19 protein-coding genes are annotated in these 24,271 nt (G+C 65.6%); 2 read left to right on the top strand and 17 right to left on the bottom strand.

The window, feature by feature from the left end; translation table 11 throughout:
• Positions 1–60 precede the first annotated feature (60 nt).
• The 8 genes from NNX38_RS01265 to NNX38_RS01230 form a co-directional block, all read right to left on the bottom strand.
• Positions 61–1,341 (bottom strand): M18 family aminopeptidase, encoded by a 1,281-nt coding sequence (locus NNX38_RS01265; RefSeq protein ID WP_255796350.1) that lies wholly within the window; start codon positions 1,339–1,341, stop codon positions 61–63.
• A 174-nt stretch (positions 1,342–1,515) separates the two neighbouring features.
• On the bottom strand, positions 1,516–2,394 hold the full coding sequence (locus tag NNX38_RS01260; RefSeq protein ID WP_255796349.1) for an ABC transporter permease: 879 nt from the start codon (positions 2,392–2,394) through the stop codon (positions 1,516–1,518).
• Between the two features lie 4 nt (positions 2,395–2,398).
• Positions 2,399–3,352, bottom strand: coding sequence for an ABC transporter ATP-binding protein (locus NNX38_RS01255; RefSeq protein ID WP_255796348.1), 954 nt, complete (start codon positions 3,350–3,352; stop codon positions 2,399–2,401).
• Positions 3,353–3,465: 113 nt separating this feature from the next.
• Positions 3,466–4,398 carry an ABC transporter ATP-binding protein gene (locus NNX38_RS01250; RefSeq protein WP_255796347.1) on the bottom strand — a complete coding sequence of 311 codons (933 nt, stop codon included), beginning with the start codon at positions 4,396–4,398 and terminating at the stop codon, positions 3,466–3,468.
• 33 nt (positions 4,399–4,431) lie between these two features.
• Positions 4,432–5,274, bottom strand: a complete 843-nt coding sequence (locus tag NNX38_RS01245; RefSeq protein ID WP_255796346.1) for an ABC transporter permease — start codon at positions 5,272–5,274, stop codon at positions 4,432–4,434.
• Positions 5,271–6,278 (bottom strand): ATP-binding cassette domain-containing protein, encoded by a 1,008-nt coding sequence (locus NNX38_RS01240; protein WP_255796345.1) that lies wholly within the window; start codon positions 6,276–6,278, stop codon positions 5,271–5,273. The genes NNX38_RS01245 and NNX38_RS01240 overlap by 4 nt, the downstream gene beginning before the upstream one ends.
• A 66-nt stretch (positions 6,279–6,344) precedes the next feature.
• Positions 6,345–7,577 carry an MFS transporter gene (locus NNX38_RS01235; protein WP_370646349.1) on the bottom strand — a complete coding sequence of 411 codons (1,233 nt, stop codon included), beginning with the start codon at positions 7,575–7,577 and terminating at the stop codon, positions 6,345–6,347.
• Between the two features lie 14 nt (positions 7,578–7,591).
• Positions 7,592–9,274, bottom strand: coding sequence for an ATP-binding cassette domain-containing protein (locus NNX38_RS01230; protein ID WP_255796344.1), 1,683 nt, complete (start codon positions 9,272–9,274; stop codon positions 7,592–7,594).
• A 114-nt stretch (positions 9,275–9,388) separates the two neighbouring features.
• Here NNX38_RS01230 and NNX38_RS01225 point away from each other — a divergent pair, with 114 nt between their 5' ends.
• Positions 9,389–9,709: a putative quinol monooxygenase gene (locus NNX38_RS01225; RefSeq protein WP_227920318.1), complete on the top strand. Its 321-nt coding sequence runs from the start codon at positions 9,389–9,391 to the stop codon at positions 9,707–9,709.
• Positions 9,710–9,739: 30 nt separating this feature from the next.
• On the opposite strand, the gene NNX38_RS01220 is transcribed toward NNX38_RS01225, so the two are convergent.
• The 5 genes from NNX38_RS01220 to NNX38_RS01200 form a co-directional block, all read right to left on the bottom strand.
• Positions 9,740–10,927: a hypothetical protein gene (locus NNX38_RS01220; RefSeq protein WP_255796343.1), complete on the bottom strand. Its 1,188-nt coding sequence runs from the start codon at positions 10,925–10,927 to the stop codon at positions 9,740–9,742.
• A gap of 113 nt (positions 10,928–11,040) precedes the next feature.
• Positions 11,041–12,288, bottom strand: a complete 1,248-nt coding sequence (locus tag NNX38_RS01215) for a hypothetical protein (protein WP_255796342.1) — start codon at positions 12,286–12,288, stop codon at positions 11,041–11,043.
• 154 nt (positions 12,289–12,442) lie between these two features.
• The gene (locus NNX38_RS01210) at positions 12,443–13,897 is read right to left on the bottom strand and encodes an NAD(P)/FAD-dependent oxidoreductase (RefSeq protein ID WP_255796341.1); all 1,455 of its coding nucleotides are present in this window, start codon (positions 13,895–13,897) and stop codon (positions 12,443–12,445) included.
• Entirely contained in the window at positions 13,897–14,988 is a 1,092-nt protein-coding gene (locus NNX38_RS01205; protein WP_255796340.1) for a peptidoglycan bridge formation glycyltransferase FemA/FemB family protein, read from the bottom strand. The genes NNX38_RS01210 and NNX38_RS01205 overlap by 1 nt, the downstream gene beginning before the upstream one ends.
• On the bottom strand, positions 14,985–16,445 hold the full coding sequence (locus NNX38_RS01200) for a glycosyltransferase family 87 protein (RefSeq protein WP_255796339.1): 1,461 nt from the start codon (positions 16,443–16,445) through the stop codon (positions 14,985–14,987). Before NNX38_RS01200 ends, NNX38_RS01205 begins: the two co-directional genes overlap by 4 nt.
• A gap of 196 nt (positions 16,446–16,641) precedes the next feature.
• Here NNX38_RS01200 and NNX38_RS01195 point away from each other — a divergent pair, with 196 nt between their 5' ends.
• The gene (locus NNX38_RS01195) at positions 16,642–17,727 is read left to right on the top strand and encodes an inositol-3-phosphate synthase (protein WP_255796338.1); all 1,086 of its coding nucleotides are present in this window, start codon (positions 16,642–16,644) and stop codon (positions 17,725–17,727) included.
• 67 nt (positions 17,728–17,794) lie between these two features.
• On the opposite strand, the gene NNX38_RS01190 is transcribed toward NNX38_RS01195, so the two are convergent.
• The 4 genes from NNX38_RS01190 to NNX38_RS01175 all read right to left on the bottom strand — a co-directional run bounded on the left by NNX38_RS01190 (position 17,795) and on the right by NNX38_RS01175 (position 24,192).
• Entirely contained in the window at positions 17,795–19,480 is a 1,686-nt protein-coding gene (locus tag NNX38_RS01190) for a formate--tetrahydrofolate ligase (protein ID WP_255796337.1), read from the bottom strand.
• Between the two features lie 115 nt (positions 19,481–19,595).
• Positions 19,596–20,840 (bottom strand): D-inositol-3-phosphate glycosyltransferase, encoded by a 1,245-nt coding sequence (gene mshA / locus NNX38_RS01185; protein ID WP_255796336.1) that lies wholly within the window; start codon positions 20,838–20,840, stop codon positions 19,596–19,598.
• Between the two features lie 1,172 nt (positions 20,841–22,012).
• Positions 22,013–22,669 carry a histidine phosphatase family protein gene (locus tag NNX38_RS01180; RefSeq protein WP_255796335.1) on the bottom strand — a complete coding sequence of 219 codons (657 nt, stop codon included), beginning with the start codon at positions 22,667–22,669 and terminating at the stop codon, positions 22,013–22,015.
• Positions 22,666–24,192, bottom strand: coding sequence for a CCA tRNA nucleotidyltransferase (locus NNX38_RS01175; protein ID WP_255796334.1), 1,527 nt, complete (start codon positions 24,190–24,192; stop codon positions 22,666–22,668). The genes NNX38_RS01180 and NNX38_RS01175 overlap by 4 nt, the downstream gene beginning before the upstream one ends.
• Positions 24,193–24,271 lie beyond the last annotated feature (79 nt).

The raw sequence follows: 24,271 nt of genomic DNA, 5'->3' as shown, positions 1-24,271 counted from the left end.
CCGGGACGGGATTGACACGCCGGGATCCGGCGGTCCTTCCGGCGGCCCGTCCACCCGGGATCAGGCAGCCCCTGCCGCGAAGAACAGCTGCGCCACTGCTGCCAGGCGCCGGGGGTCCTCTACGCCTGCCATTTCCCGGGCCGAATGCATGGAGAGGACGGGGATCCCGACATCCACGGTCCGGATTCCGAGCCGGGTTGCGGTCAGGGGTCCAATGGTGGAGCCGCAGGGAACGGAGTTGTGGGAAACGAATTCCTGGTACGGCACCTCGGCGGCCGCGCAGAGGCTCGCCCAGCGGGCCATGCCGGGGGCGTCCGTGGTGTAACGCTGGTTGGCGTTGATCTTCAACAGCGGCCCGCCGTTGAGCACCGGGTGGTTGGCGGGATCGTGCCGCTCCGCGTAGTTGGGATGAACGGCATGTCCCACATCAGCGGAAATACAGAAGGACGCGGCCATCGCCCGGGCACGGTCCGCCGTCGTCGCGCCGAGCCCGTCACCGATCCGCAGCAGTACATCTTCGAGGAACGGGCCGGCAGCGCCTGACCGGCTGCCGCTACCCACCTCTTCGTGGTCGAACGCCGCGAGCACGGCAACCGGCGCCGTGGGCGCGACGTCGGCCGCGATAAGTGCGACGACGCCGGCGTGGACTGAGGAAAGGTTGTCCAGCCGCCCTGAGGCGAAGAACTCCCCCTCGGCTCCGAAAACCTGCGGCGCCTGGGTGTCTGCGGCAACGATGTCGTAGCCGCCTATCTCCTCAGGTGCCAGGCCGGCCTTGGCTGCCAGCAGCGCCACGAGGTCGGACGTAGACGGGTCCCCCAGTCCCCAGACCGGGTTCATGTGCTGTTGCTTGTCCAGCTTCAAGCCCTCGTTCACGGCCCGGTCCAGGTGGATGGCCAGTTGCGGAAAGCGCATCAGCGGGCCGGTCTCCACCAGCCGCTCTTCGCCGGCCAGGGTGACCATCCGTCCGGCGAGCTGCAGCTCCCGGTCCAGCCAGGAGTTCAGCAGCGGGCCGCCGTAGACTTCGACGCCGGCCTGCAGCCAGCCGAGCCGTCCGGTGGTGGGCCGCGGCTTGAGCTTGAAGGACGGGGAGTCGGTGTGGGTACCAAGGATCGAGAACCCGGTGGCGGGGCCGGCGTCCTCCGGCGTGACCCAGGCGATGAACGCGCCGTCTCGTACTACAAAGAACTTTCCGGCCGAGCGCGGGAAATCTTCGGTCTCGAATACTTCCGTGAACCCTGCCTCCGCCAGACGGCGCGCTCCTTCACGCGCAGCGTGGAAGCTGGAGGGCGAGGCGCTGACAAACGCGCCGAGGTCATTTATGTGGGCCAATGCGTCAGACATGCTCCGATTCAACCAGAGCCCGCCGCCCCGGCGTAACCATCGGCCTTCGCGGGCGTAAAGAACCCCCGGCACGAGCATTGCCGGGGGTTGTGGAGGAATTGTTCGTGAGGCTTGATTCCGGCAAGGGTGGCGGCGGCCGTTCTTCCGCCGCCACCCTTGCCGAAGTTCAGTGCCCTAGACGTCCCGTTTCTTGGTTACGACCAGGGAAGCGATCAGCAGTACAGCTGCCCAGGCTGCGAGGACCAGACCGCCCTGCAGCTGGGTGAGGGCTCCGTCCGCAATCGGGCCGGCCGTCACCAGCTGGGTTCCCGCGTTGCTCGGCAGGAACCGTGCGGCGTCCGGAATCCAGTCCGCCAGGTTCTCCAGGATGGCCACTACGAGGGGCAGGACAAAGATGATGCCGATGGCAGTCACCACACCTCCGGCTGTGTTCCGCAGCAAGGTTCCGATTGCCATGGCAAACACGGCGATCAGCGCCAGGCACGTTCCGGTGTTGAGGATGCTGGCAAGCACTCCGTCATCATCCAGGGACAGGGTGAGGTCCGCGCTGCCCAGGATCGGCTGGGCCACCAGGAAGGAAATGAAGGCGGCACCGGCGCCGACCACGAAGGAAATCAGGGCGATAAGCAGGTTCTTTGCCAGCAGCGCCGGAATGCGCTTCGGAACGGCACTGAAGGTGGAGCGGATCATTCCGGTGCCCCATTCCGAGGCGATGAGCACCACCGCGAGGGAAGCGATGAGCAACTGGCCGAAGAAGAGTCCGCTGGCGGGGATCTCCGGAACCAGGCTGTCGGCCGCAGGCGGCCCGGCCTGCGCTGCTTCCGGGCTGCCGGCACCGCCGCCGAATTCATTGACAATCTGGGCTGTGCCCCAGGCAGCGAGAGCTGCGAGTCCGACCATCACCACCACGGTGATGGCCAGGAGGATTACGGTGGAAGGGACCGTAGTGATCTTGATCCACTCGGATTTCAGGACCCGGAGGAAGCTCAGCCCGGAGCCGGAGGAGGCCGCCGGCGATGACGCGGGATTCTTGGATGTTGTAGCGGTACTCATGGTTCTAGTTCCCCTTCCCGGAGGCAGTTCCCGCGGCGGTTAGCTCCTGCGGGAGGTCCTGGGACCGGTATTCGACGTCGTCTCGGGTCAGCTCCATGTAGGCGTCCTCGAGGGAAACCTGCAGGGGCGTCAGTTCGTACACCAGGATCCGGCGGTCCAGGGCGGCCTCGGCGATCGTGCGTGGTCCCGCACCCGTGACCTCCAGCAGCCCGGATTCCTTCTCCACGCCGCTGACTCCCGGCCCGGCCAGCGCTTGGAGCAGTTCGCCCGGGCTGTCCGTACGGACCAGGACGCGTACCTTGTTCTGGCCGGCAATGATCTCGGCGATGGGCGCATCGGCAATGATCCGGCCGCGGCCGATCACAATCAGGTGGTCCGCGGTCTGCGCCATTTCGCTCATCAGGTGGGACGAGAGGAACACGGTGCGGCCTTCCGCGGCCAGCCCCCGGGCCAGGTGGCGGACCCAGAGGACACCTTCCGGATCGAGTCCGTTGACCGGCTCGTCCAGGATGACCGTGTGCGGGTCTCCCAGCAGCGCCGATGCAATTCCAAGCCGCTGCCCCATGCCCAGGGAGAAGCCGCCTACCCGTTTCTTGGCTACCGGGCCCAGGCCGGTGAGCTCAATGACTTCGTTCACCCGCTTGGCGGAAATGCCGTGGGTGGCCGCCATGGCCCGCAGGTGGTTGTACGCGCTGCGCTTGGTGTGGACGGCTTTCGCGTCGAGCAGGGCACCGACCTCGCGCAGCGGTGCCTTGTGCCGGGCATAGGGTTTGCCGTTGACCAGCACCCGGCCCGAAGTTGGACGGTCCAGACCCACAATCATGCGCATGGTGGTCGATTTACCGGCCCCGTTGGGACCCAGGAAACCGGTGACCTTGCCGGGCTGGACAGTAAAGGAAACATTGTCGACAGCGGTTTTGCCGCCGTAGTGCTTCGAGAGGCCGGATGCCTCGATCATGGGTGATCCTCACGTTGGGAAGCAAAAGCTGGGGGGTCTACCTCCACCATAGGGGGCCGGCGCCGCAACGGGACCGGTCCAAGGGATGAATCAGGGGTCCCCCTTAGGGATGACTAGGGATTTCCCCGACCGTCCTCATGGATATCCCGGGACTGGTACTCGACCTCTCCACGGGTCAACTCCATATAGGCGTCCTCCAGGGATGCCTGCCGCGGGGTCAGCTCAGTGACCAGGATCCGCCGCGACAGCGCGGCTTCGGCAATGCCGCGGGCGGACAGCCCGAGGATTTCGAGCTGGCCCGGTGCCGGGCGGCGTACTTCCACGCCGTCCGAACCTATTGCCGCTGCCAGGGCATCGACGTCGTCCGCGCGCACCAAGGTGCGTTCACGGCCGGTACCGGCGAGGACCTGGTCCATGGGCGCATCCGCCAGGATCCTGCCGCGGCCGATCACGATCAAGTGGTCAGCGGTGACTGCCATCTCGCTCATCAGGTGCGAGGAAATGAACACCGTGCGGCCCTCCGCGGCCAGGCCCCTCGCAAGATGGCGGACCCACTGCACGCCCTCCGGGTCCAGGCCGTTGACCGGCTCGTCGAAGATGAGCGTGCGGGGATCTCCCAACAACGCCGCCGCGATTCCCAGCCGCTGGCCCATCCCCATGGAGAAACCACCCACGCGCTTGTTGGCCGCCGCACCGAGGCCCGTCAGTTCGATGACCTCGGTGATGCGGTCCTTGGGGATGCCGTGGCTGGCGGCGAGCGCCCGCAGATGGTTGTAGGCCGTCCGCTTAGGGTGGACAGCCTTCGCCTCCAAGAGCGCACCGACCTCCCGCAGAGGCGCCTTGTGCTCGGCGTAAGGCCGGCCGTTGACCGCCACGCTGCCGGCGGTGGGATAGTCCAGCCCCATGATCATGCGCATGGTGGTCGACTTACCTGCCCCGTTCGGGCCGAGGAAGCCGGTGACCTTGCCGGGCTGGACATCGAAGGTGATGCCGTCGACGGCAGTCTTGCCGCCGAAGACCTTGGCGAGACTGCGGGCCTCAATCATGGTTGATCCTCGTTTCCAAAAGGCTCCGGCCCGCTACCGGGAGCTGATCGACTCGAACTTCCGCACTGCCAGCGGCACGAAAATCACGAGCATTACAACCGCGCCGATCAGCACCGTGGCAACGGCGTTCTGCATCGGCCAGGTGTCCGGCACGGGGGCGGTGCCAAGGTTGCCGAACAGCTCCCGCACGGCCTGCACAAGTGCCGAGACCGGGTTCCAGTCCGCAAAAGTCTGCAGCGGGCCGGGAAGGTTGGAACTCTGCACAAACGCGTTGGAGATAAAGGTGATGGGAAACAGGATCATAAAGGACGCGTTGTTGATTGTCTCCGGTGAACGCACCGACATACCCAGCAGGGCCATGACCCAGCTGAAGGCGTAGGAGAACAGCAAAAGCAGCGCGATGGCGGCCAGGAACCGCCCGGGTGTGGTGTTCACCCGCCAGCCCACCAGCAGGCCGGTCCCCATCATGATGACCATGGAGATCGCGTTCAGCGCCAGGTCGGCGTTGGTCCTGCCGATCAGCACCGCGGACGGGCTCATCGGGAGGGTCCGGAACCGGTCAATGATCCCCTCCTTCAGGTCCTGTGCCATGGCGGAGCCGGAGAACGTGGACCCGAACACCACGGTTTGGGCAAAGATGCCTGCCATCAGGAACTGGGTGTAGTCCGTTCCCGCAACAGCAATGGACCCGCCGTAGACCTGGCTGAACAGGAGCACGAACATGATCGGCTGCAGCACGGCGAAGATGATCATGTCCGGTGAGCGCTTGATCTTGATCAGGTTCCGCTTGGTGACCGTCCAGCCGTCGCCGATCCAACGTGCCGGAAGGCTTGGGCTGCCGGCCCGGATGCCGGTGGCCGATACTGCCGCACTCATGGGCGTGCCTCCTCTTTCTCCGTTTCGCTGTCCGCTTCGGCAGGCTTGCCGGTGAGCTGCAGGAAAACGTCGTCCAGGGTTGGGCGGCGGATGCCGGCGTCATGAAGTTCGATGCTGCCGGCCTCCAGCTCGGACAGGATGCGCTGGAGCGCGGCGGGACCGTCGACGACGGCGACCTCCAGCGTGCGGCCGTCGCCGGAAACGTGCGGATCCCCGGAGCCGTGCCGGCCCAGGATGGACAGCGCTTCGTCAGCATCCTCCTGGCGATGCAGCGCCACCGCCACGCGGTGCCCGCCGATCTGTGCCTTCAGGTCATCGGAGGTGCCCTCGGCAATAACCTTCCCCTCGTCGATCACGGCCACCTTGTCTGCCAGCTGGTCCGCTTCCTCCAGGTACTGGGTGGTCAGCAGCAGGGTGGTCCCGCGGGCCACGAGGTCGGTGATAACGCCCCACAGTGCGATCCTGGACCGCGGATCCAGCCCCGTTGTCGGTTCGTCCAGGAACAGGACCCGGGGTTGGTTCACCAGGGCGCCGGCGAGGTCAAGGCGGCGGCGCATGCCGCCGGAATAGCCCTTGACCGGACGGTTGCCGGCGTCGGACAGCTCGAACATGTCGATGAGTTCGATTGCCCGTTCCTTCGCGCGCCGGGCGGGCAGGTGGTACAGATGCCCCACCATGTCCAGGTTTTCGATCCCGGTCAGGTTTTCGTCCACGGCGGAGTACTGGCCGGACACTCCAATGATGCGGCGTACTTCCTTGGGGTCGGAGAGGACGTCGATGCCGTCAATGACGGCCGTGCCCGAATTGGGCCGGATCAGGGTGGTCAGGACTTTGACGGCCGTCGTTTTCCCGGCCCCGTTGGGGCCCAGCAAAGCGGTCACCGTTCCTTCGGGGACAGTGATATCCAGTCCGTCCAGCGCATGCACGGGACCGGATTTCGAGGAGTAGACCTTGGTCAGCCCCTCGGCGGAAATCAACGGCGCGGACTGTGGTGAAAAGGACATGCGTCGAGGGTAGGACCGGGGAGGCCCGCCGCGCCCGTCCTTTGCGGACAGAAACGGTCCGCAGCTTTAGGCGGATTCGGGTTCGGCCTTCTGCTCGGCGGCGGCAGGAGCAAAAGCAATGGATACCAGCATGGCCGCGCCCACCACCAGCAGGGCGTTGCGCACACCCCAGTGCTCGCCCAGGAAACCCAGCACCGGCGGGCCGACAAAGAAGGCCATGTAGCCGATGGTGGACACCACCGATACCCGGCCCGCAGCATGGACCGGATCTTCCCCGGCGGCGGACATGCCCATCGGGAAGCCCAGGGCCGCACCGATGCCCCACAGCACGGCGCCGAGGGCGGCGAGCCCGAGGTTCGGGGCGAAAACGAAGAGCAGCAGGCCGGCGAGCGAGGCGCTCATGCACACCCGCAGCGCCGGTACGCGGCCCATCCGGTCGATCAGCCGGGCGCCGAACCAGCGGGTGAGGGTCATGGCGGCCACGAAAATACCGAACATCACGGCACCGGCGGACTCGCTGGTGCCCAGTCCGTCCACGGTCGCCTTCGCCACCCAGTCATTTGCCGCACCTTCGGTGAGCGCTGCGCCCATAACGACGACGCCGATCAGCAGCGTCCGCCCCTCCCGCCAGGCGCCGAACCGGGAGGGGTTAGCCGTCGCGTCGGCCCCGCCGGCGGAAGCATGGTGCGGCAGCTGGAGGAAGTTCCGCGGCACAATCAGCACCGCGATGCAGACAACGGTCAGGATGCCCAGCAGGTGCAGGGACAGCGAGACGCCCAAGGCGGAGAGCACCGCACCGATCATGGCCCCCACAAACGCCCCCGCGCTGAACGCGCCGTGGAACTTGGGCATCACTGTCCGGCCCACCCGGCGTTCGACGTCGGCACCCTCCAGGTTCATGGCGACATCCCAGCCGGCAATACCGACGCCGAAGACCAGCAGGCCGGCACCGGTCAACGGAATCGACCCCAGACTGAGTCCGGCGGCAATAGCCAGGGAGGCCGCCGACGTCGTAATTCCACCGGCCCGCACCGTTCCCGCGGTGCCGATGCGCTGGGCCACCGAACCGGCCAGCGGCAGCGCAGCCACGGATCCGATGGCCGAAAAGAGCAGGAGCAGGCCGACGCCGGCGGCACCGATGCCCAGATCCTCGGCGGCGGCCGGAATGCGGGCCGCCCAGCTGGCAAACACCAGGCCGTTGAGGCCGAAGATTACGAAGACGGCAATGAGTGCTTTATTCAGGGCTGTTTCGTGCCGGAGGGCGGCATCGTTGAGGGGCTGCGCACTGTTTTCGTTCACGCCAGTATTGTCCCCTACCGCACGCGCTCCACGCGTTTCTCTTCCCAGACCGGAGTCTCGGACTCGTAGACCCTGCCGTCGGAGCCGAACACCAGGAACCTGTCGAAGCTGCGGGCAAACCAGCGGTCGTGGGTGACCGCCAGTACGGTCCCCTCAAACGCGTCAATAGCCTTTTCCAGCGCCTCGGCCGAGTGCAGGTCCAGGTTGTCGGTGGGCTCGTCCAGCAGGAGCAGGGTGGCGCCGGACAGCTCCAGGAGCAGGATCTGCATGCGTGCCTGCTGGCCGCCGGAAAGGGACTCGAACTTCTGCTCCGAAGAGGAGGCCAGACCGTAGCGGTCCAGGGCTCCCGCGGCTGCCTCGCGGCCCAGCCCGGACCGGTGTTCATCGCCGCGGTGCAGGATGTCCAGCAGGGTCCGTTCGGCGAGGTCCGGGCGCATCATGGTCTGGGCGAAGAACCCGGGACGGATGCGGGCACCCAGCTTCACCGACCCGGCATGCGGTACCGGGGCGATCTCCACCTCCGACACCGGCTCGTGTTCCCGATCCGGATCGCTGCCGCCCAGTGCCAGCAGGCGCAGGAAGTGGGATTTTCCGGAGCCGTTGGAGCCGAGCACCCCCACCCGGTCGCCGAACCAGATTTCCGTACTGAACGGTTTCATCAGTCCGGTCAGTTCCAGCTTCTCGGCGACGACGGCGCGCTTTGCCGTGCGGCCGCCGCGCAGCCGCATCTTGACGTTCTGTTCAACGGGCAGGGCTTCCGGCGGGCCGGCTTCGAGGAACTTAGCCAGCCGGGTTTGGGCGGCGTGGTAGCGGTTGGCCATGTCGGAGCGGAACGCGGCCTTGTTTTTGTACATGTTGACGAGTTCCTTGAGCTTGAGATGCTCCTCGTCCCAGCGCCGGCGCAGTTCCTCGAACCGGGCGTTGCGGTCTTCCCTGGCTTTGACGTAGCTGCCGAACGCGCCGCCGTGGATCCAAGCGGAGGCGCCGTTGATGCCCGGCTCCAGGGTCACGATGCGGGTGGCGGCATTGTCCAGCAGCTCCCGGTCGTGGCTGACGAACAGCACGGATTTCTTGGAGGCGGCAAGTTTTCCTTCGAGCCAGCGCTTGCCGGGCACGTCGAGGTAGTTGTCCGGTTCGTCCAGGAGCAGGAGCTCGTCGGGGCCGGCGAAAAGCGCTTCCAGGACCAGCCGCTTCTGCTCGCCGCCGGAAAGGGTTGCGGCCTTGCGGTACTGCGCCCGGTCGAAGGGCAGGCCGAGCGCGGCCATGGTCACCTCGTCCCAGACGGTCTCCTGCTCGTACCCGCCGACGTCGCCCCATTCGGTGATGGCGGTGGCGTAGCGCATCTGGGTGGGCTCGTCGTCGTGCTCCATCATGGCCAGCTCGGCGGCGTCCACTTCGCGGGCAGCGGCAGCGAGTGCCGGCGGCGCGGCCGAGACGAGCAGGTCGCGGACCGTGCTGTCATCCCGGACCTGCCCGACGAACTGGCGCATGATGCCCATGTTCCCGGACCGTGAAACCGTGCCTTCGTCCGGCAACAGGTCCCCGGCGATAATCCGCAGCAAGGTGGTTTTCCCGGTGCCGTTGGGGCCGATCAGGGCAGTCTTATGCCCGTCGCCGACCTTGAAACTGACGCCGTTGAGCAGCTGCCGTCCGTCGGAGAGGAAATAGTCAATGTTGGATACGTCGAGGTGCGCCACGTACCCATCTTCCCATTTCGTCCGTCCCGCCCTCCGGTGGCTCGGTGCCGCCGTCCGGGCATACGATGAAAACCCTTGGAATTTCAAGGAAAACCTCAAGAAAGCAGGACCGAAATGATCTTCATTACCGTCAAGTTCCTCGTCAAGCCCGAGTGGACCGAGCGTTGGCCGGAACTGACCGCAGGGTTCACCGAAGCCACCCGCGCAGAGCCCGGCAATCTCTGGTTTGACTGGTCCCGCAGCCTGGAAAACCCCAACGAGTTTGTCCTCGTCGAGGCGTTCAAGGACGACGCCGCGGCCGCCCACGTCCAGAGCGACCACTTCCAGCAGGCCATGAAGGACATGGTCCCGGCGCTGGTGGAAACCCCGAAGATCATCAACACCGTTATTGAGGGCGAAGAATGGTCGCGGATGGGTGAGCTGACGGTCGAATAGGGCTACGTCCCGTCCGGAGCGGGAGTGCTGTCAGTCAGCGAAGGTGAGGGACAGTTCCTCGCCGTTGATCTCCACACCGGCGTACATCCAGTAAAGCTGGTAGCTCTCCCGCTGCGGTTGCCACGAGTCGCCCCGGTTCACTTCGGAGTCCAAGATGAATTCCCCGTTCACGGCCCTCACCGAAAACGGTCCCGTGGGATCGCTTTCGATGGGGTCGAGGGTGGGGGCAGTCTGCATGCTCCAGGAGATGTTCCGGTAACTATCCGGATCCTCGGCCTCCCACTGGTTCGGGCAGCCCTTCGGCATCAGTTCCGTGGACTTCATGCATTCTTCGAGGTGGGCCGTTATCCCGGCCTGAATTTCCTCGCGGCCGGCGTCCGTCAGAACCGGTTTCAGGTCAATGGTGGGTTCCTGCGCAGCAGCAGTGCCGTCCCGGTTCAGCCGCACGCTCACCGACTCGTCAGGATAATCGGCGTAGGGACTACCGGTAGAGGCATCCAGGGTGTAATCGCCGGGCAGGAAATTAAACATCGTGCTGCTTCGGAGCAGCTCCATGTCCTGGCCGGGAATGTCCACACCGTTGACGGCCACGGCAGTGGCATCCCCCCGCAGTATGTAGTGCACCGCGGCGCTCTCCAGGCCGATGTTCAGCTTCCATTTGCGAAAGAACAACGCCTCAGTGCCATCGCTGCGCAGGTCCAGGGTTACCGCTTGGGTGTCGTCGCCCTGCTCGATGTCGACGCTGATGTCAGCCTTGCCGTCGGTGACCACCACATCGGTCACTTCGAAGCCGGTGATCGTGTTTTCCGCCTTGGCGTAGACCTCATCGGTCATCAAGGAGAAGTTCTGCCAATTGTGTTCGGGACCCATGCCGACGGCCCGTTCCACGTCCCCGTCGACGATTGCCTGCAGATACTCTTCTGCCAGCACCTGCGGGCCGTACACGTTCTCGTTCAGGTGCTTGAAGCCGAAGTACCCTCCGACGATGAGGGCCACCAGCACTGCCGCGGTAACTCCGCCGGCGATCATCAGGGTTCTAGTCTGCTTGGGGTCCGCTTGGGGCGGCGCCTGCCCCTGCTTGGCACTCTGTCCGGGCGTCGGCGGCCACTGCTGCTTTGGCCACTCCTGCTGGTCTTCGGTGCCGGCACCGGGCGTCGGCGAGGCTGGATATACTCCGGCCCCCGTCCCGTAGTAATCCACCTTGTTGTTGTCCCCCATGACTTGCTCCCCCGGTTCAGTAACCGGCTGCGCGGCCGGCACCCGATAACTTATCGGGTTTATGACGGAGGTAACAATTGCGGCCCCGCCGGATCCGGCGGGGCCGCCTGCTGCTATTGGGGGAACAGGATGGAAATGCCGTCCCCCAGGATGTAGACCTCGGCCGGCAGCGAGTAGAGCTCTACCGTGCCCGTTTGCGGTTCCCAGGAGTCGCCCTGCTTCATCTCGCAGTCCAAGGCAAAGGCCCCGTCGACGGATTCCACCCTGAACGGTCCGGTCGGGTCACCCTCGATGCTGTCGTAACGGGGTGCCTTGGTCATGGTCCACTTGATATTGCGGAAGTTGTTCGGATCCTGGTCATCCATCTGGTTCGGGCATCCCTTGGGAATCAGCTCCGTGGACGCGACACATTCCTCGATGTGCGCAGCGGTTTTTGCCTTGATCTCCTCGCGCGCCGCGTCCGTGATCTCCGGGGTGAACCCGACCCCCATCAATGCTTCCTGGCCGTTCAGGCGGACGGACATTTTCTCGTCCTCGCCGTAGCTGATGAACTTCGTTCCGGTAGGTGCATTGAAGGTGTACTCCCCCGGCAGCACGGCCAGCTTCCTGCCGTCCTCGGGCACTTCAATGCCTACGCCGTTTACGGCGGGTCCGGAGGCGTCCGCGTCCAGACTGTACTTCAGCGACCAGCTGCCCAGCGGGGCATCCAGCTTCCACTTCTTGAAAAGCACGGCCTCCGTCCCATTCTCTGACAACTTCAGCTGCATGGACTCGGTATCGTCCCCCTGCTTGACGTCAACACTCACGTCGGCAGTGCCGTCGTCGTTGACCTCCACATTGGTCACTTCGAATCCGGAGATCCGGTCGGTCGCCTTGGAGTAGATCTCATTGGTCATGAGCGAGTAGTCCAGCTGGTCCTTTTCGTCCCCGCTGGCGGGAGCCATTTCCATCGCGCGTTCCACGTCCGCGTCGACGAGTGCCTGGAGGTATTCCTCTGCCTGCACCCGGGGGCTGTAAGTCGTCTCGCTGAGGTGTTTGTAGCCGAAGAACCCGCCAACACCGAGAATCACCAGCAGTCCAGCGGCAACACTGCCGGCAATGATCAGGCCTTTACGCCGCTTCGGGTTCTGCTTCGATGCCTGTCCCGGCAGTCCGGGTCCCCCGGGTGGCGGAGGAGCCGCCTGGGGCCATTGCCCCTGCGGAGCCGGTGCCTGCGGAGCCGGTGCCTGGGGAGCCGGTGCCTGGGGATTGGGCTGGTGCGGCTGCTGTGGGTGCTGCTGCTGCTGGATGCCCGGGCCGGGCGGCGGCGGCGGAGCCCCCTGGTTCCCCTGTGCGCCATCAACCGGGCTGCGGCTATCCATTTGTCTGTCCCCCATGACTTGTTCCCCCAGTTCAAGTACCCGGCTGCGGTGCCGGTACCCGATAACATACAAGGTTCTATGGCATGGATCACAATCTCAGGCAGTGTGGATCCCGGGCGCCAAGGAACCCCCGGTTGACCGGGAGGCAGAGGTCCTAACGGGCTCCCTGCACGGGTTCCAGCGACGGCATCGGCAGCCCGAACACGTCCTTCAGTGCCAGCTTCGCAGCATGCAGGCCACCCATCCCGTGGACGCCCGGTCCCGGCGGGGTTGACGCCGAGCTGAGGTAGACACCGGGAAGCGCCGTGCGCCACGGCTTCGGGGACAGGACCGGACGAATCAGCATCTGGGCCAGCGTCACCGCCCCGCCGCCGAAGTCCCCGCCCACGTAGTTGGCGTTGTACTGTGCCAGGTCCGCCGCCGTCGTCACCCGCGAATCGACAATCACATCACGGAATCCGGGCGCGAAACGCTCGATCTGCGCCGTGACCGCTTCTGTCATGTCCACCGTGGATTCGGCGGGCACATGGCAGTAGGACCAGAGCACGGAACGGCCCGCGGGCGCCCGGGTGGGATCGAAGCCGCTGGGCTGGGACAACAGGACATAGGGGCGGGCAGGGTGCCGGCCGGCCGCGACGTCGGCCTCCGCTGCGGCCAATTCCGCCCGGGTGCCGCCCAGGTGGGCGGTGCCGGTACGGGACATCTCCGGATTGGCCCAGGGGACCGGGCCGGAGAGGATGAAGTCCACCTTGCAGGCAGCATTGCCGTAGCGGAAGCGTTCCAGCTCCCGCGCATAACGCGGCGGCAGGCGCTCCCCGCCCAGCTCCAGCAGCACCGACGGGGAGACGTCGAGGATGACGGCCCGGGAGCCCGCCACCTCGTCCAGGGAAGTGATGCGGTGGCCGGTGGAAATCTTTCCGCCGTGCGCCCGCAGATCGTCGGCCATCGCCTCGGCGATGGCCTGGGAACCGCCTACCGGGATGGGCCAGCCGACTGAATGGGCGAGGGTGCCCAGCATCAATCCGCCGCCAGCGGAAGGCAGCGAGGGCATTTTCCCCACCGGATGCGCCGCTACGCCGGAGAGCAGCGCCGGCGCCGCGTCTTCCACGAACCGCCGGTTCCACAGTGGCGTGCCCTGGTCCAGGGCGGCCAGTCCGAAGCTTGCCAGCGCAATCGGATCCCGGGGAACACTCAGGAGGGAACCCATCAGCAGTTCGGTGATTGCCTCGCTGCGCCGGACCAGCGGCTCCATCAGCCCCCGGTAGGCGGCACCGTCCCTTCCGAGCCCCTCCACCGTCCGGTCCAGGTTCCGGTACGCCAGGGCGGCGCGGCCGCCGTCGAGCGGCGAGGCGTAGGAAATCTCCGGCACCACCAGGTTAATCCGCCGGTCCAGTCCGAAGCTGCGGAAGAACGGAGAGGCCAAGGCCATGGGATGCACTGCGGAGCAGATGTCGTGCAGGTGGCCGGGTTCCATCAGTTCCTTGGTGCGACTCCCGCCGCCGACCGTGGACTGGGTTTCGAACACCTCGACCTCGAGGCCGGCGCGGGCCATGATGACCGCCGCCGCGAGTCCGTTGGGACCGGCCCCGACTACACTGACATCGCTCATTAGGCCGCCTTTTCGCCCTTCCGTCCGGTGATCCGGCCTGCAAGACCCTTGGCGGAGGCCGGCAGGCTGCGCAGCTTCGCGGGTGCCTCGCGCCGCAGCTTCAGGGCGTTTGCCACCAGAGCGTACCGCAGCGGATGCAGGGGAATGTCATAGGTCGTGGGGATGGTGACCACCGTCTTGGAGAAGTTCCGCTTGAACGTGGTGACGTTAATCAGGCTCGGGTAGTTGTCACTGACGATCCCGGTCAACCCGCACGCCGTGTTGCCCGCTTCCTTGAGGACCTTGAAGGCCTCCCAGAGCAGCAGGTAGGGCGCATTGGTCTTGCGGGCGCTGTGCGAGCTCGCCGCGAAGTAGTAAACGGAGTAACCGCGGTACTCGGTGGTGATCAGCCAGGACACGGCCTGTCCGTCCATGTACGCCACCATGAGGCGCAGATGGTCGCCGAGTTCGGTAAGCAGGGTTTCGTAGAACGAGGACTCGAAGCTCGAGAAGCCGTCCCGCGAAGCGGTTTCCTGCATGATCGGGAACAGTTCCGTGCGGAACACCTCTGCCCAGCGGGCGCGCTCGATGGTCTGGACCTTGACGCCCAGCTTCTCCGCCTTGCGGATCAGGTTCCGCGCGTTGGAACGGAACGACGCAAAGATTTCGTCCGTATCCGGAGTCAGGTCGACGACGATTTCCCGTTCGTACCAGCCGTGTTCCAGCGGACCGGTGACGGGCAGCTGCGGATGCGCGATCTGCATCCGGATATACAGCGGGTCCACGGCGGGATCGGCCCGGAACTGTTCCTGCACAGTGGACACGAGCCGGGCTTCGGCGTTGTGCGTGCGCGTGGTGAACCAGGTGGGACCGTTGACGACCACGAGGGACGGCCGCAGCCGCCGTTCGGAGCGAAGGTAGCTGGCGGTGGCAACCAGGGTGTCGCCGTCGTAATAGGCCCAGATGCCGTACGGGCTGCGGCCAAGCTTCCGCTCAAAATCCGCCCAGTAAGGGGTTTGCTCCAGCGGGATCACCACATCGGGGTGCGCGGCGGCGAGCGCCTCGAACGCCTCTTGGGTGAGCTGCTCGGAACGGTATGGAACGGGGGTCACTGTGCTTCTTTCGCCGGGGCCGCATGCGTTTCCAAGGATACCGGCCTTCGCCGCCGCAGGGCCCAGCGGTCGGGGGCACCGTCGAACGGTCCGCCCTGCGGATCGTCGACGCCGCCCCGGCGAACGGGATCGCCGTCGGGTTCCAGAATGTCGGACACCACCCGGTACATCAGATAAGCGGTGGCCAGCACATGGCCCAGAACAGCCAGCACGTAGTAGGGCGAATCGAGGTTGTTCTCGGCGGCGCCGCCGGAGGTCTCTTTCGCGAGGTACATCCAGATAGCCCACCAGTGCATCACTTCGAAGAACTGCCAGATCAGGAAGTCGCGCCACCTCGGCCGGGCCAGGGCGACCAGCGGAATGAGCCAGAGAACAAACTGCGGCGAGTAGACCTTATTGGTGAGGATGAAGGCCGCAACAATCAGGAAAACCAGCTGCGCCAACCGCGGCCGCCGTCTGCATCGCAGCGCCAGCACGGCGATTCCAAGGCACGCCAGTGCAAACAGCAGGTAGGCCCACAGATTGATGAATTCGGGTCCGACGCCGGTTCCGCCGGCCCGCTCCACGGTCAGGTTCCAGGCGAACCAGATGGAAGAGTAGCCCGCCGGGCGGTCCTGGGTGAACGTGAGGAAGAAGCGCCAGGACTCGTAATCGCGGAGCAGGAACGGCAGGTTGACGGCCAGCCAGGTTGCTGCCGCAGCCGTAAAGGTCAGCACCGCCGGGCGCAGGCGGAGCGTCCGCAGCGCGAGCACCAGCACGGCGCCGAGAATCAGCACGGGGTAAAGCTTGAGCGCGGTTCCCAGCCCGATCAGCACGCCTGCTGCCACCGGACGGTTCCGGGCAAAAGCCAACATGCCGGCCGTGGCCAGCATCACTGCGAAAATGTCCCAGTTAATGAAGACGGACAGGATCGCCGCCGGGGCTACCGCCACCATGGCAGCGTCCCACGGGCGGCGCCCGGCCAGGCGCATGGTGGCTATGACCGTGGCAATCCATGCCCCCGTGGCCAGGAGTGCGTTGACGTCGAAATACTGCAGCGACCTCAAGGCCGTGCCGCCTTCGCCGGGCACCACCAGGGCGGCGGCACCGGCCAGGAGTCCCAGGAGGACCGGATACTCAAAAAGCGCACCCTCCGTAAGGAACGGGAAAACGCCGTCGCCTATCCCCCGGGTACGGAAAAGTTCCGGCCAGTCCGAATAGCAGGCGGCGTAAAACTGGTCCGGGGTGCCCCAGCCGCCCACACGGCAGGGTGTCTTAATCAGGACGGCCAGCAGTGCGGAGACGATCGTGAATAGGACCAGCACCCGTTCCACGGTGAAGAATCCGGGCGAGACGATGCCAGGGGCGGCATGGCGGCCCAGGGGACCGCCAATGCCTTCCGTGAACTTCCTCAGGAACGGATCGTTGCGGGAGGGCGCCACAATGCGCTGCGGACCGCGCCGGGAGTTGGGCTGCATGGGTCCAGTATCCACCAGTGCGCGTCCCGTTCGGCCACGGCAGGAACCGAGGGGAAACGGACGGGAACGGGGGAAAACAGCCCCCTGGGAACCCGGCAGTCCGGGCCGAGCGGAAGATGTGATGCCAAGCACGTAGACTGTGGAGGTTGTCTGCGCCGGGGGCGCAGCGTTCAACATTTTTCTTCAAAGGAGAACCGTGTCCGAGAACCCCATCCGGGTCGCAATTGTGGGTGTTGGAAACTGCGCAGCTTCGCTGGTGCAGGGTGTCCAGTACTACCGCAGCGCCGATCCCAACGAAACCGTCCCTGGCCTGATGCACGTGAAGTTCGGCGACTACCACGTCAATGACGTGCAGTTCGTTGCCGCTTTCGACGTCGACAGCAAGAAAGTCGGCCTCGACCTGGCTGACGCGATCGGCGCAAGCGAAAACAACACCATCAAGATTGCCGATGTGCCGCAGACCGGCATCACCGTGCAGCGCGGGCACACCCTCGACGGGCTCGGCAAGTACTACCGGGAAACGATCACTGAATCCGATGCGTCGCCGGTGGACATTGTTGCTGCCCTTCGGGACAACGCTGTGGACGTTATGGTCTGCTATCTGCCGGTCGGCTCCGAGCAGGCTGCCAAGTTCTACGCCCAGTGCGCCATCGACGCCGGCGTCGCCTTCGTCAACGCGCTGCCCGTCTTCATTGCCGGCACCAAGGAGTGGGCGGACAAGTTCACCGCTGCCGGCGTGCCGATTGTCGGCGACGACATCAAGAGCCAGATCGGCGCCACCATCACGCACCGCGTCATGGCCAAGCTGTTCGAGGACCGCGGCGTCATCCTGGACCGCACCTACCAGCTGAATGTCGGCGGCAACATGGACTTCAAGAACATGCTCGAACGCGAGCGCCTGGAATCCAAGAAGATCTCCAAGACGCAGGCCGTCACCTCCAACACCTCGGCCCATCTGAAGGCCGACGACGTCCACATCGGCCCGTCGGACTACGTCGCGTGGCTCGATGACCGTAAATGGGCCTTTGTCCGCCTTGAGGGACGCAACTTCGGCGACGCTCCGGTGTCCCTGGAGTACAAGCTGGAAGTCTGGGACTCCCCCAACTCCGCCGGCGTCATCATCGATGCCGTGCGTGCCGCCAAGATTGCCCTGGACCGCGGTGTGGGCGGGCCTATCCTCTCGGCCTCGAGCTACTTCATGAAGTCGCCGCCGGAGCAGTACAACGATGACCTGGCCAAGGAAAAGGTAGAGCAGTTCATCCGCGGCGAGGTTGAGCGCTAAGACCCCCGGCGGCAATGCCCCTGGTTCCGGAAGACTCCGGAACCGGGGGCATTGCTGCGTTCCGCCCTTAAATCAGTCCGCTGGGCGTGCCGTCCGCGGCTACGTCCATGCGCAGCGCTGCCGGGTTCCTGGGCAGTCCGGGCATGGTCATGACGGCGCCCGTCAATGCCACCACGAAGCCGGCACCGGTCTTGATGATCAGGTCCCGCACATGGAGGGTGAATCCGGCCGGCGCGCCGAGGACCGTGGGGTCGTCCGTGAAGGAGTACGGAGTCTTGGCCATGCAGACCGGCAGGTGCTCCAGGCCCCGCTCTTCGATCTCCTGCAGCCGGCGCCGGGCGGGGGGAGAAAATTCGACGTCTGCGGCCCCGTAGATTTCCCGGGCCACGGTACTGATCTTCTCCGCCACCGGCAGCTCATCCGGATACAGGAACCGGAAATCGGAGGGCTGCTCCAACGCCCGGAGCACAGCTGCCGCCAGGTCGTCGCCGCCGGGGCCGCCGCCGCCCTGCGCCCACACATCTGCCACCGCGGCCGTCACGCCCTCCTCCGCGCACCAGTCGATGAGCCAGCGCAGTTCCGCCTCGGTATCCGTGATGAACCGGTTGACCGCCACCACGGGGTTGATTCCGAACCGGCGGATATTCTCCAGATGCCGGTGCAGGTTCACCGTCCCTGCCTGCAGAGCAGGCAGATTCTCCGCGGCCAGATCACTCTTGGGTATTCCGCCATGCATCTTGAGTGCACGGACGGTGGCCACCACCACGACGGCGGCCGGGGCGACATCGGCCACCCGCGCCTTGATGTCCAGGTACTTCTCCGCGCCGAGGTCGGCGCCGAAACCGGCCTCCGTGACGACGACGCCCGCAAGTCGGCGCGCTGTGGCCGTGGCAATGACCGAGTTGCAGCCGTGGGCAATGTTGGCGAACGGGCCGCCATGGACGAGTGCCGGGGTTCCGGCCAGGGTCTGCACCAGGTTTGGTTTCACCGCATCGCGCAGCAGCAGCGTCATGGCGCCCTGTGCACCGAGGTCCGCAACGGTGACCGGCCGGCGGTCATAGGTGTAGCCCACCGTGATCCGGGACAGGCGGTCGGACAGGTCCGATAGATTCCGTGCAAGGCAGAAGACGGCCATTACCTCCGACGCCACGGTGATGTCGAAGCCGTCCTGCCGCGGGACCCCCTGCGCCGGACCGCCGAGGCCGATCACGATGTCCCGCAGGGCGCGGTCATTCATGTCCATCACCCGCTTGATGGTGATGCGCCGCGGATCCAGCCCCAGCTGGTTTCCCTGGAAGATATGGTTGTCCACCAGTGCGGCCAGCGCGTTGTTGGCTGCGGTGATTGCATGGAAATCGCCGGTGAAGTGCAGGTTGATGTCCTCCATGGGCACCACTTGGGAGTAGCCGCCGCCCGTGGCGCCTCCCTTCATCCCCAGGACCGGACCCAAGGACGGCTCACGCAGGGCGATCATCACGTTTTCGCCTGCCCGCTGGAGGGCGTCGGCCAGTCCCACCGTCACCGTGGATTTGCCTTCGCCGGCGGGCGTGGGACTCATGGCCGTAACCAAAACCACCCGACCGCGCGCCGGACTCTCGGGCAGGAGGGCCGGGTCAACCTTCGCCTTGTAGCGTCCGTAGGGTTCCAGCGCGGCGTCGGGAATGGACGCACGGCGGGCTATCTCGGTGATGGGCAGCAGGCGTGCCGCCCGGGAAATCTCGAGGTCCGAGGGCGTATCGGCACCGACAGTCATCTTCTGCCTTTCCACTGTGCCGTCAACGAAAACCCTTGGCGGCCGCTGGTCGTATGGATGCAAGACAAGCTATCAGCAGGGAGGCGGCGGCAGCAGCCTGTGGAGCTGCCCAGTGCTACTTGCGCACGGAGCGGCTGGCGAACTGCTCGGCCGCCTCACGGTAACTTTCCGCGGTCAGCATGGCGGTCCGGCGCCAGCCGAACGCCTGAGCGTGGGCGGCAGCCCCTTCGCCGAGCGCACGACGGCGGTCGGTGCCGTCGTAGAGTGCCTCCAGTTCGGCGGCCCAGCGGCCCGGGGCATGGCCGTCAACAAGGACGCCGCTGCATCCGTTGCGCACGGCCTTGGGCAGCCCGCCCACATTGGCGGCGAGGACGGGGGTGCCGCAGGCCTGGGCCTCGAGGGCCACCAGGCCGAACGATTCGCTGAAGGAAGGCACGGCCACGACGTCGGCGGCGCGGAACCAGGCAGCGAGCTGGTGTGGCTCGACCGGCGGGCGCAGGGACACCGTGTCCTGCAGTCCCAACCGGCGGACCAGCGGTGCCAGGTCAAGCACCGAGGAGCCGCTGCCGGCGCCGAGGATGCTTACGCGCAGGGGGATGTCCGGCCGGCGGCGGCGCAGCTCGGCGGCGGCCTCCACCAGAATCTGGGGGCCCTTCATGCGCTGGATCCGGCCGGCGAAAACCACATGGAAGACCCCGGGGAGGAATCCCAGCCCTGCCTGCACTCCGGGCCTGCCCCGTGGGGAAAACACATTCAGGTCCACGCCCGGTGCCACCACGTCGACGGACTCCGGATCGGCTCCGTAAAAGGTTTCCAGCTCGGCGGCCTCGGTGCTGGTATTGGCTATCAACCGGGTCGCACCGCGGACTATCTGCTCCTCGCCGTCAATCCGGATCTGCGGCTCGAGTGCTTCACCGGGCTGCCCCTGCAGGTTCTTGACCCGAGCCATGGTGTGCATGGTGTGGACCAGCGGGAGGTCCCACTGCCGCGCCACGGATAGTCCTGCGGCGCCTGAAACCCAGTAATGGGAGTGGACAACATCGAAGCCGCCGTCCAGCAGGAACGGCTGCGCTTCAGCCACCGCGCCGGCCAGATCCAGGTACGGCAGCTCTTCCTTGGCCACCTTGCGGACGGGACCGGCAACCACGTGGCGGACCTTCACTCCGGGGGCCAGGGCAACGTCGGCGGTCTGCAGCGGGTCCGTGGCCCGGGTGAAGATCTCCACCTCGGTACCTGCGCGTGCCAGTTCCAGGGCAACGGACCGGACGTAGACGTTCATGCCGCCGGCATCGCCGGACCCGGGCTGTTCAAGCGGGGAGGTATGAAGGGAGAGCATGGCCACACGCTTGACCTGGGGCACTTCGCTCCCTTCCTGACCGTTAACTTCTCTATCGACTTTATAACGCCGCGGGCTCGAGCTTTGTTTCCTGTCAGCCAGAACACGTCCGCCCCCTCGCCGCCGGATGCCGGACACGGCACTGCCCGGCATCCACAGGGTGCCGGGCAGCGACGGTTGAACAGGTCCAGGCGGGACCATCGATTATTTGACGGAATTGAAGTAGTGCATCAGCAGGTGACCTTGTTCACCGGTCAGGGCCGCGTCCATCCGGGCGTGATGGACGGCACTGGACCGAAGGTAGGAACTCCGCAGTCGCTTGAGCATTGCGTACACCCCCTTGGCTGCGCGTCGCAGGACAGGAGCGGGTTGTTCCGGCGGCCGTGCGCGGGGCAGCAGCGACTCATCAAGGCTGGCGGCAGCATGTAGCCGGCTCTGAAGTCCGGACCGGGGGCCGGGTTGGTTGGTTTTGGGCAGAGTGGTACCGGGCAGGGGTAATTCAGGCATTGGAATCTCCGACAGGAAGGCCCGAAAAAGGGCACAAAAGAATAAGGGGATAAAATAACGTCGAAATGACGCAGGGAGCCAATAAAGGACGTTAAAGCGACGTCAAGGCGATTTGCGGGAAATACCCGACCTTTGACGCAGCAATGTCTTTCAAAGGGGAATGCCGGCTACCGTTCCGCGGCTAATCCACTACACGGGCCCGGCCAGCTCCCCACGAAAAGGGAGGGGCGACGGAAGAGCGTGTGTGGAGCTGGACGGGAGCACCTGGCGCCGGTGGCGGTGGACTGTTTTGCCGGGCCGGCAGCGTTTACGCTGAAACGGGCCAGCTGGCAGTTCCGGTAAACCGGGAAGCGGCGCGGGGCCGACCGGGGAGGACCGAGGTTGGTACCTGGGACTTCCGGAAGGACGGCCGGAGATTGCTGCCGGTTTTGCCGCCGGTAACTACGATGTGAATTCCATTAGTGTTCATCAATCTCCACCTCCTGTTCGCGGTACCCGGGGTACTGGACACTGACGTAAAGCTGCAGAAGCAGCTCCGTAAGCAGGGAATCCAGTTCGGTCTATTGCGGACGATTAATGTGCCCGCAAAAGAAAGGTACAACAGACTTCACGGCCCTGCCAAGCACTTTCTCCAAATTCCCTAAAAAACTTTTATTCCAGGGTCGTGCGGGCAGGGCCGTGTCGCAGTACTAGAGGTTCCAGCCGACAACGGCGGGCGTGTGCTTGTCCCAGCCGAGAGTGCAGACCGCTGCGGTGCTGAGCGCAAAATGCCGGCCCATCTCAGGGGCAAGGCCGAGCCAGCGGGCAGCCAGGATACGCAGGAAATGGCCGTGGGCCACGAGCAGGACCTTCTCCACCGGCGTCGCCTCGGGGTCGCGGTCCATTTCGGTGCCGCAGCCGGCCTGCACGGAGGAGATGATGAGGTCGGCCCGTTCGGCAACCTGCGCCAGGGTCTCTCCGTTGGGCACGCCGTCCTTCCAGATCAGGTAGCCGGGGTTTTCTGCGCGGACCTGCCGGCTGTTGCGGCCCTCGTTGTCCCCGTAGTCCCACTCGTGGGCGTGCGGAACCACCTCGGCGTCGGGGTAACCCACCAGTTCTGCGGTGCGGCGGGCACGGATCAGCGGGGAGGTCAGTACCCGGTCAAAGGTCACCGGACCGATCTTGGCCCGCGCGGCCTCAGCCTGGGCCTCACCCTCGGACGTAAGGGGGATATCCGTCAGGCCGGTGTAGTTGCCTTCCCGGGACCATTCGGTTTCCCCGTGGCGCAGCAGCCAGAGGCGGGGCAACCGGGTTCCGGACGGAGTCAGGTCCGGGACTGCCGGGCCGAAATTTTCCCCGTTGCTCATTTTTCGCTGTCCTTCACGTTCGTACCTGATGCTTCCGGTTCCCGCTGGGGTTCCTTTTCCGTTGTATCAGGTGCTGCGCCAGCGGCAGCAATCTGGTTCTCGGGCTGTTCCGCCCACCAGGCGCGGAGCAGCTCAGCTGTTTCAGCCTCGCTCCGCGGACCGTTTTCCATCCGTTCCTCCAGCAGGAACCGGTACGCGCGGCCCACCACCGGTCCGGGACGGATCTGCAGCAGCGCCATGATCTGTTCGCCGTCCAGGTCCGGACGGATCGCGGCCAGCTCTTCCTGCTCGGCCAGGGCGGCTATGCGCTGCTCCAAATCGTCGTAGGCGAAAGCCAGCCGCTCGGCCTTGCGCCGGTTGCGGGTGGTGACATCGGAACGCGTGAGCCGGTGCAGCCGCTGCAGCAGCGGACCGGCGTCGTTCACGTAGCGGCGCACCGCCGAGTCGGTCCAGCCTGCATCACCGTAGCCGTAGAAGCGCATGTGCAGTTCCACCAGCCGGGCCACGGCCTTGATGGTGTCATTGTCGAACCGCAGGGCCTTCATCCGCTTGGCGGTCAGCTTGGCGCCGACGGCGTCGTGGTGCAGGAAGCTCACGGACCCGGTCGACTCAAAGCGGCGGGTGGAGGGTTTTCCGACGTCGTGCATCAGGGCCGCGAAGCGCAGCACGAAATCCGGTGCCGGCACCGGACCGTCGCCGTCGGTTTCCAGTTCGCACGCCTGGCGGAGGACCGTCAGGGAGTGCTGGTACACGTCCTTGTGCCGGTGATGCTCGTCAATCTCGAGGCGCAGCGCCGAAACCTCAGGCAGCACGTGGTCGGCCAGGCCGCTCTCCACGAGCAGGTTCACGCCGGTCCACGGGGCCTTGCCGCAGATCAGCTTGGTCAATTCGTCCCGGACCCGTTCGGCGGAGATGATCTCGATCCGCCCGGCCATGTCCCGCATCGCTTCAAAAACGTCCGGCGCCACTTCCACCCCCAGCTGGGAGGCGAAGCGGGCGGCCCGCATCATGCGCAGCGGATCGTCGGAGAACGACGTCGACGGCGCACCGGGGGTACGCACCATCCCCGCATGCAGATCGCGGGCGCCGCCAAAGGGATCCACCAGTTCCATCGACGGCAGCCGCAGCGCCATCGCGTTCATGGTGAAGTCACGGCGGAACAGATCGTCTTCAAGCTTGTCGCCGAAAGCCACGGCGGGCTTGCGGGAGTCGGGATCATAGGCATCGGCCCGGTAGGTGGTGACCTCCACCTGGAAGCCGTCCTTGCGCATCCCGATGGTGCCGAACTCCCGGCCGATCTCCCAGTAAGTGTCGGCCCAGCCCTTGATGACCCTGATGATGTCGTCCGGGCGCGCGTTGGTGGTGAAATCCAGATCCGGGGAAACCCTGCCCAGGAACAGGTCGCGGACGGGGCCGCCAACGAGCGAAAGCTCGTATCCGGCATCCTCGAAACGCGCCCCGAGTTCCGGGATCACCTCGGGTAACGGGGACTTCAAAGCCGAACTATCAAAAAGGTGCACCATAGTGCTTTAAGCCTGCCAGATAAAACGGTGAAGGCCGACAAGGGGTGAGAGCTGGAGCGCGGACACGCCGAGGGTTCCC

Origin of the sequence: Arthrobacter sp. zg-Y238, assembly GCF_024385525.1 — a bacterium.
Classification (GTDB): domain Bacteria; phylum Actinomycetota; class Actinomycetes; order Actinomycetales; family Micrococcaceae; genus Arthrobacter_B; species Arthrobacter_B jinronghuae.
This window is presented reverse-complemented; position numbering and strand designations above follow the sequence as displayed.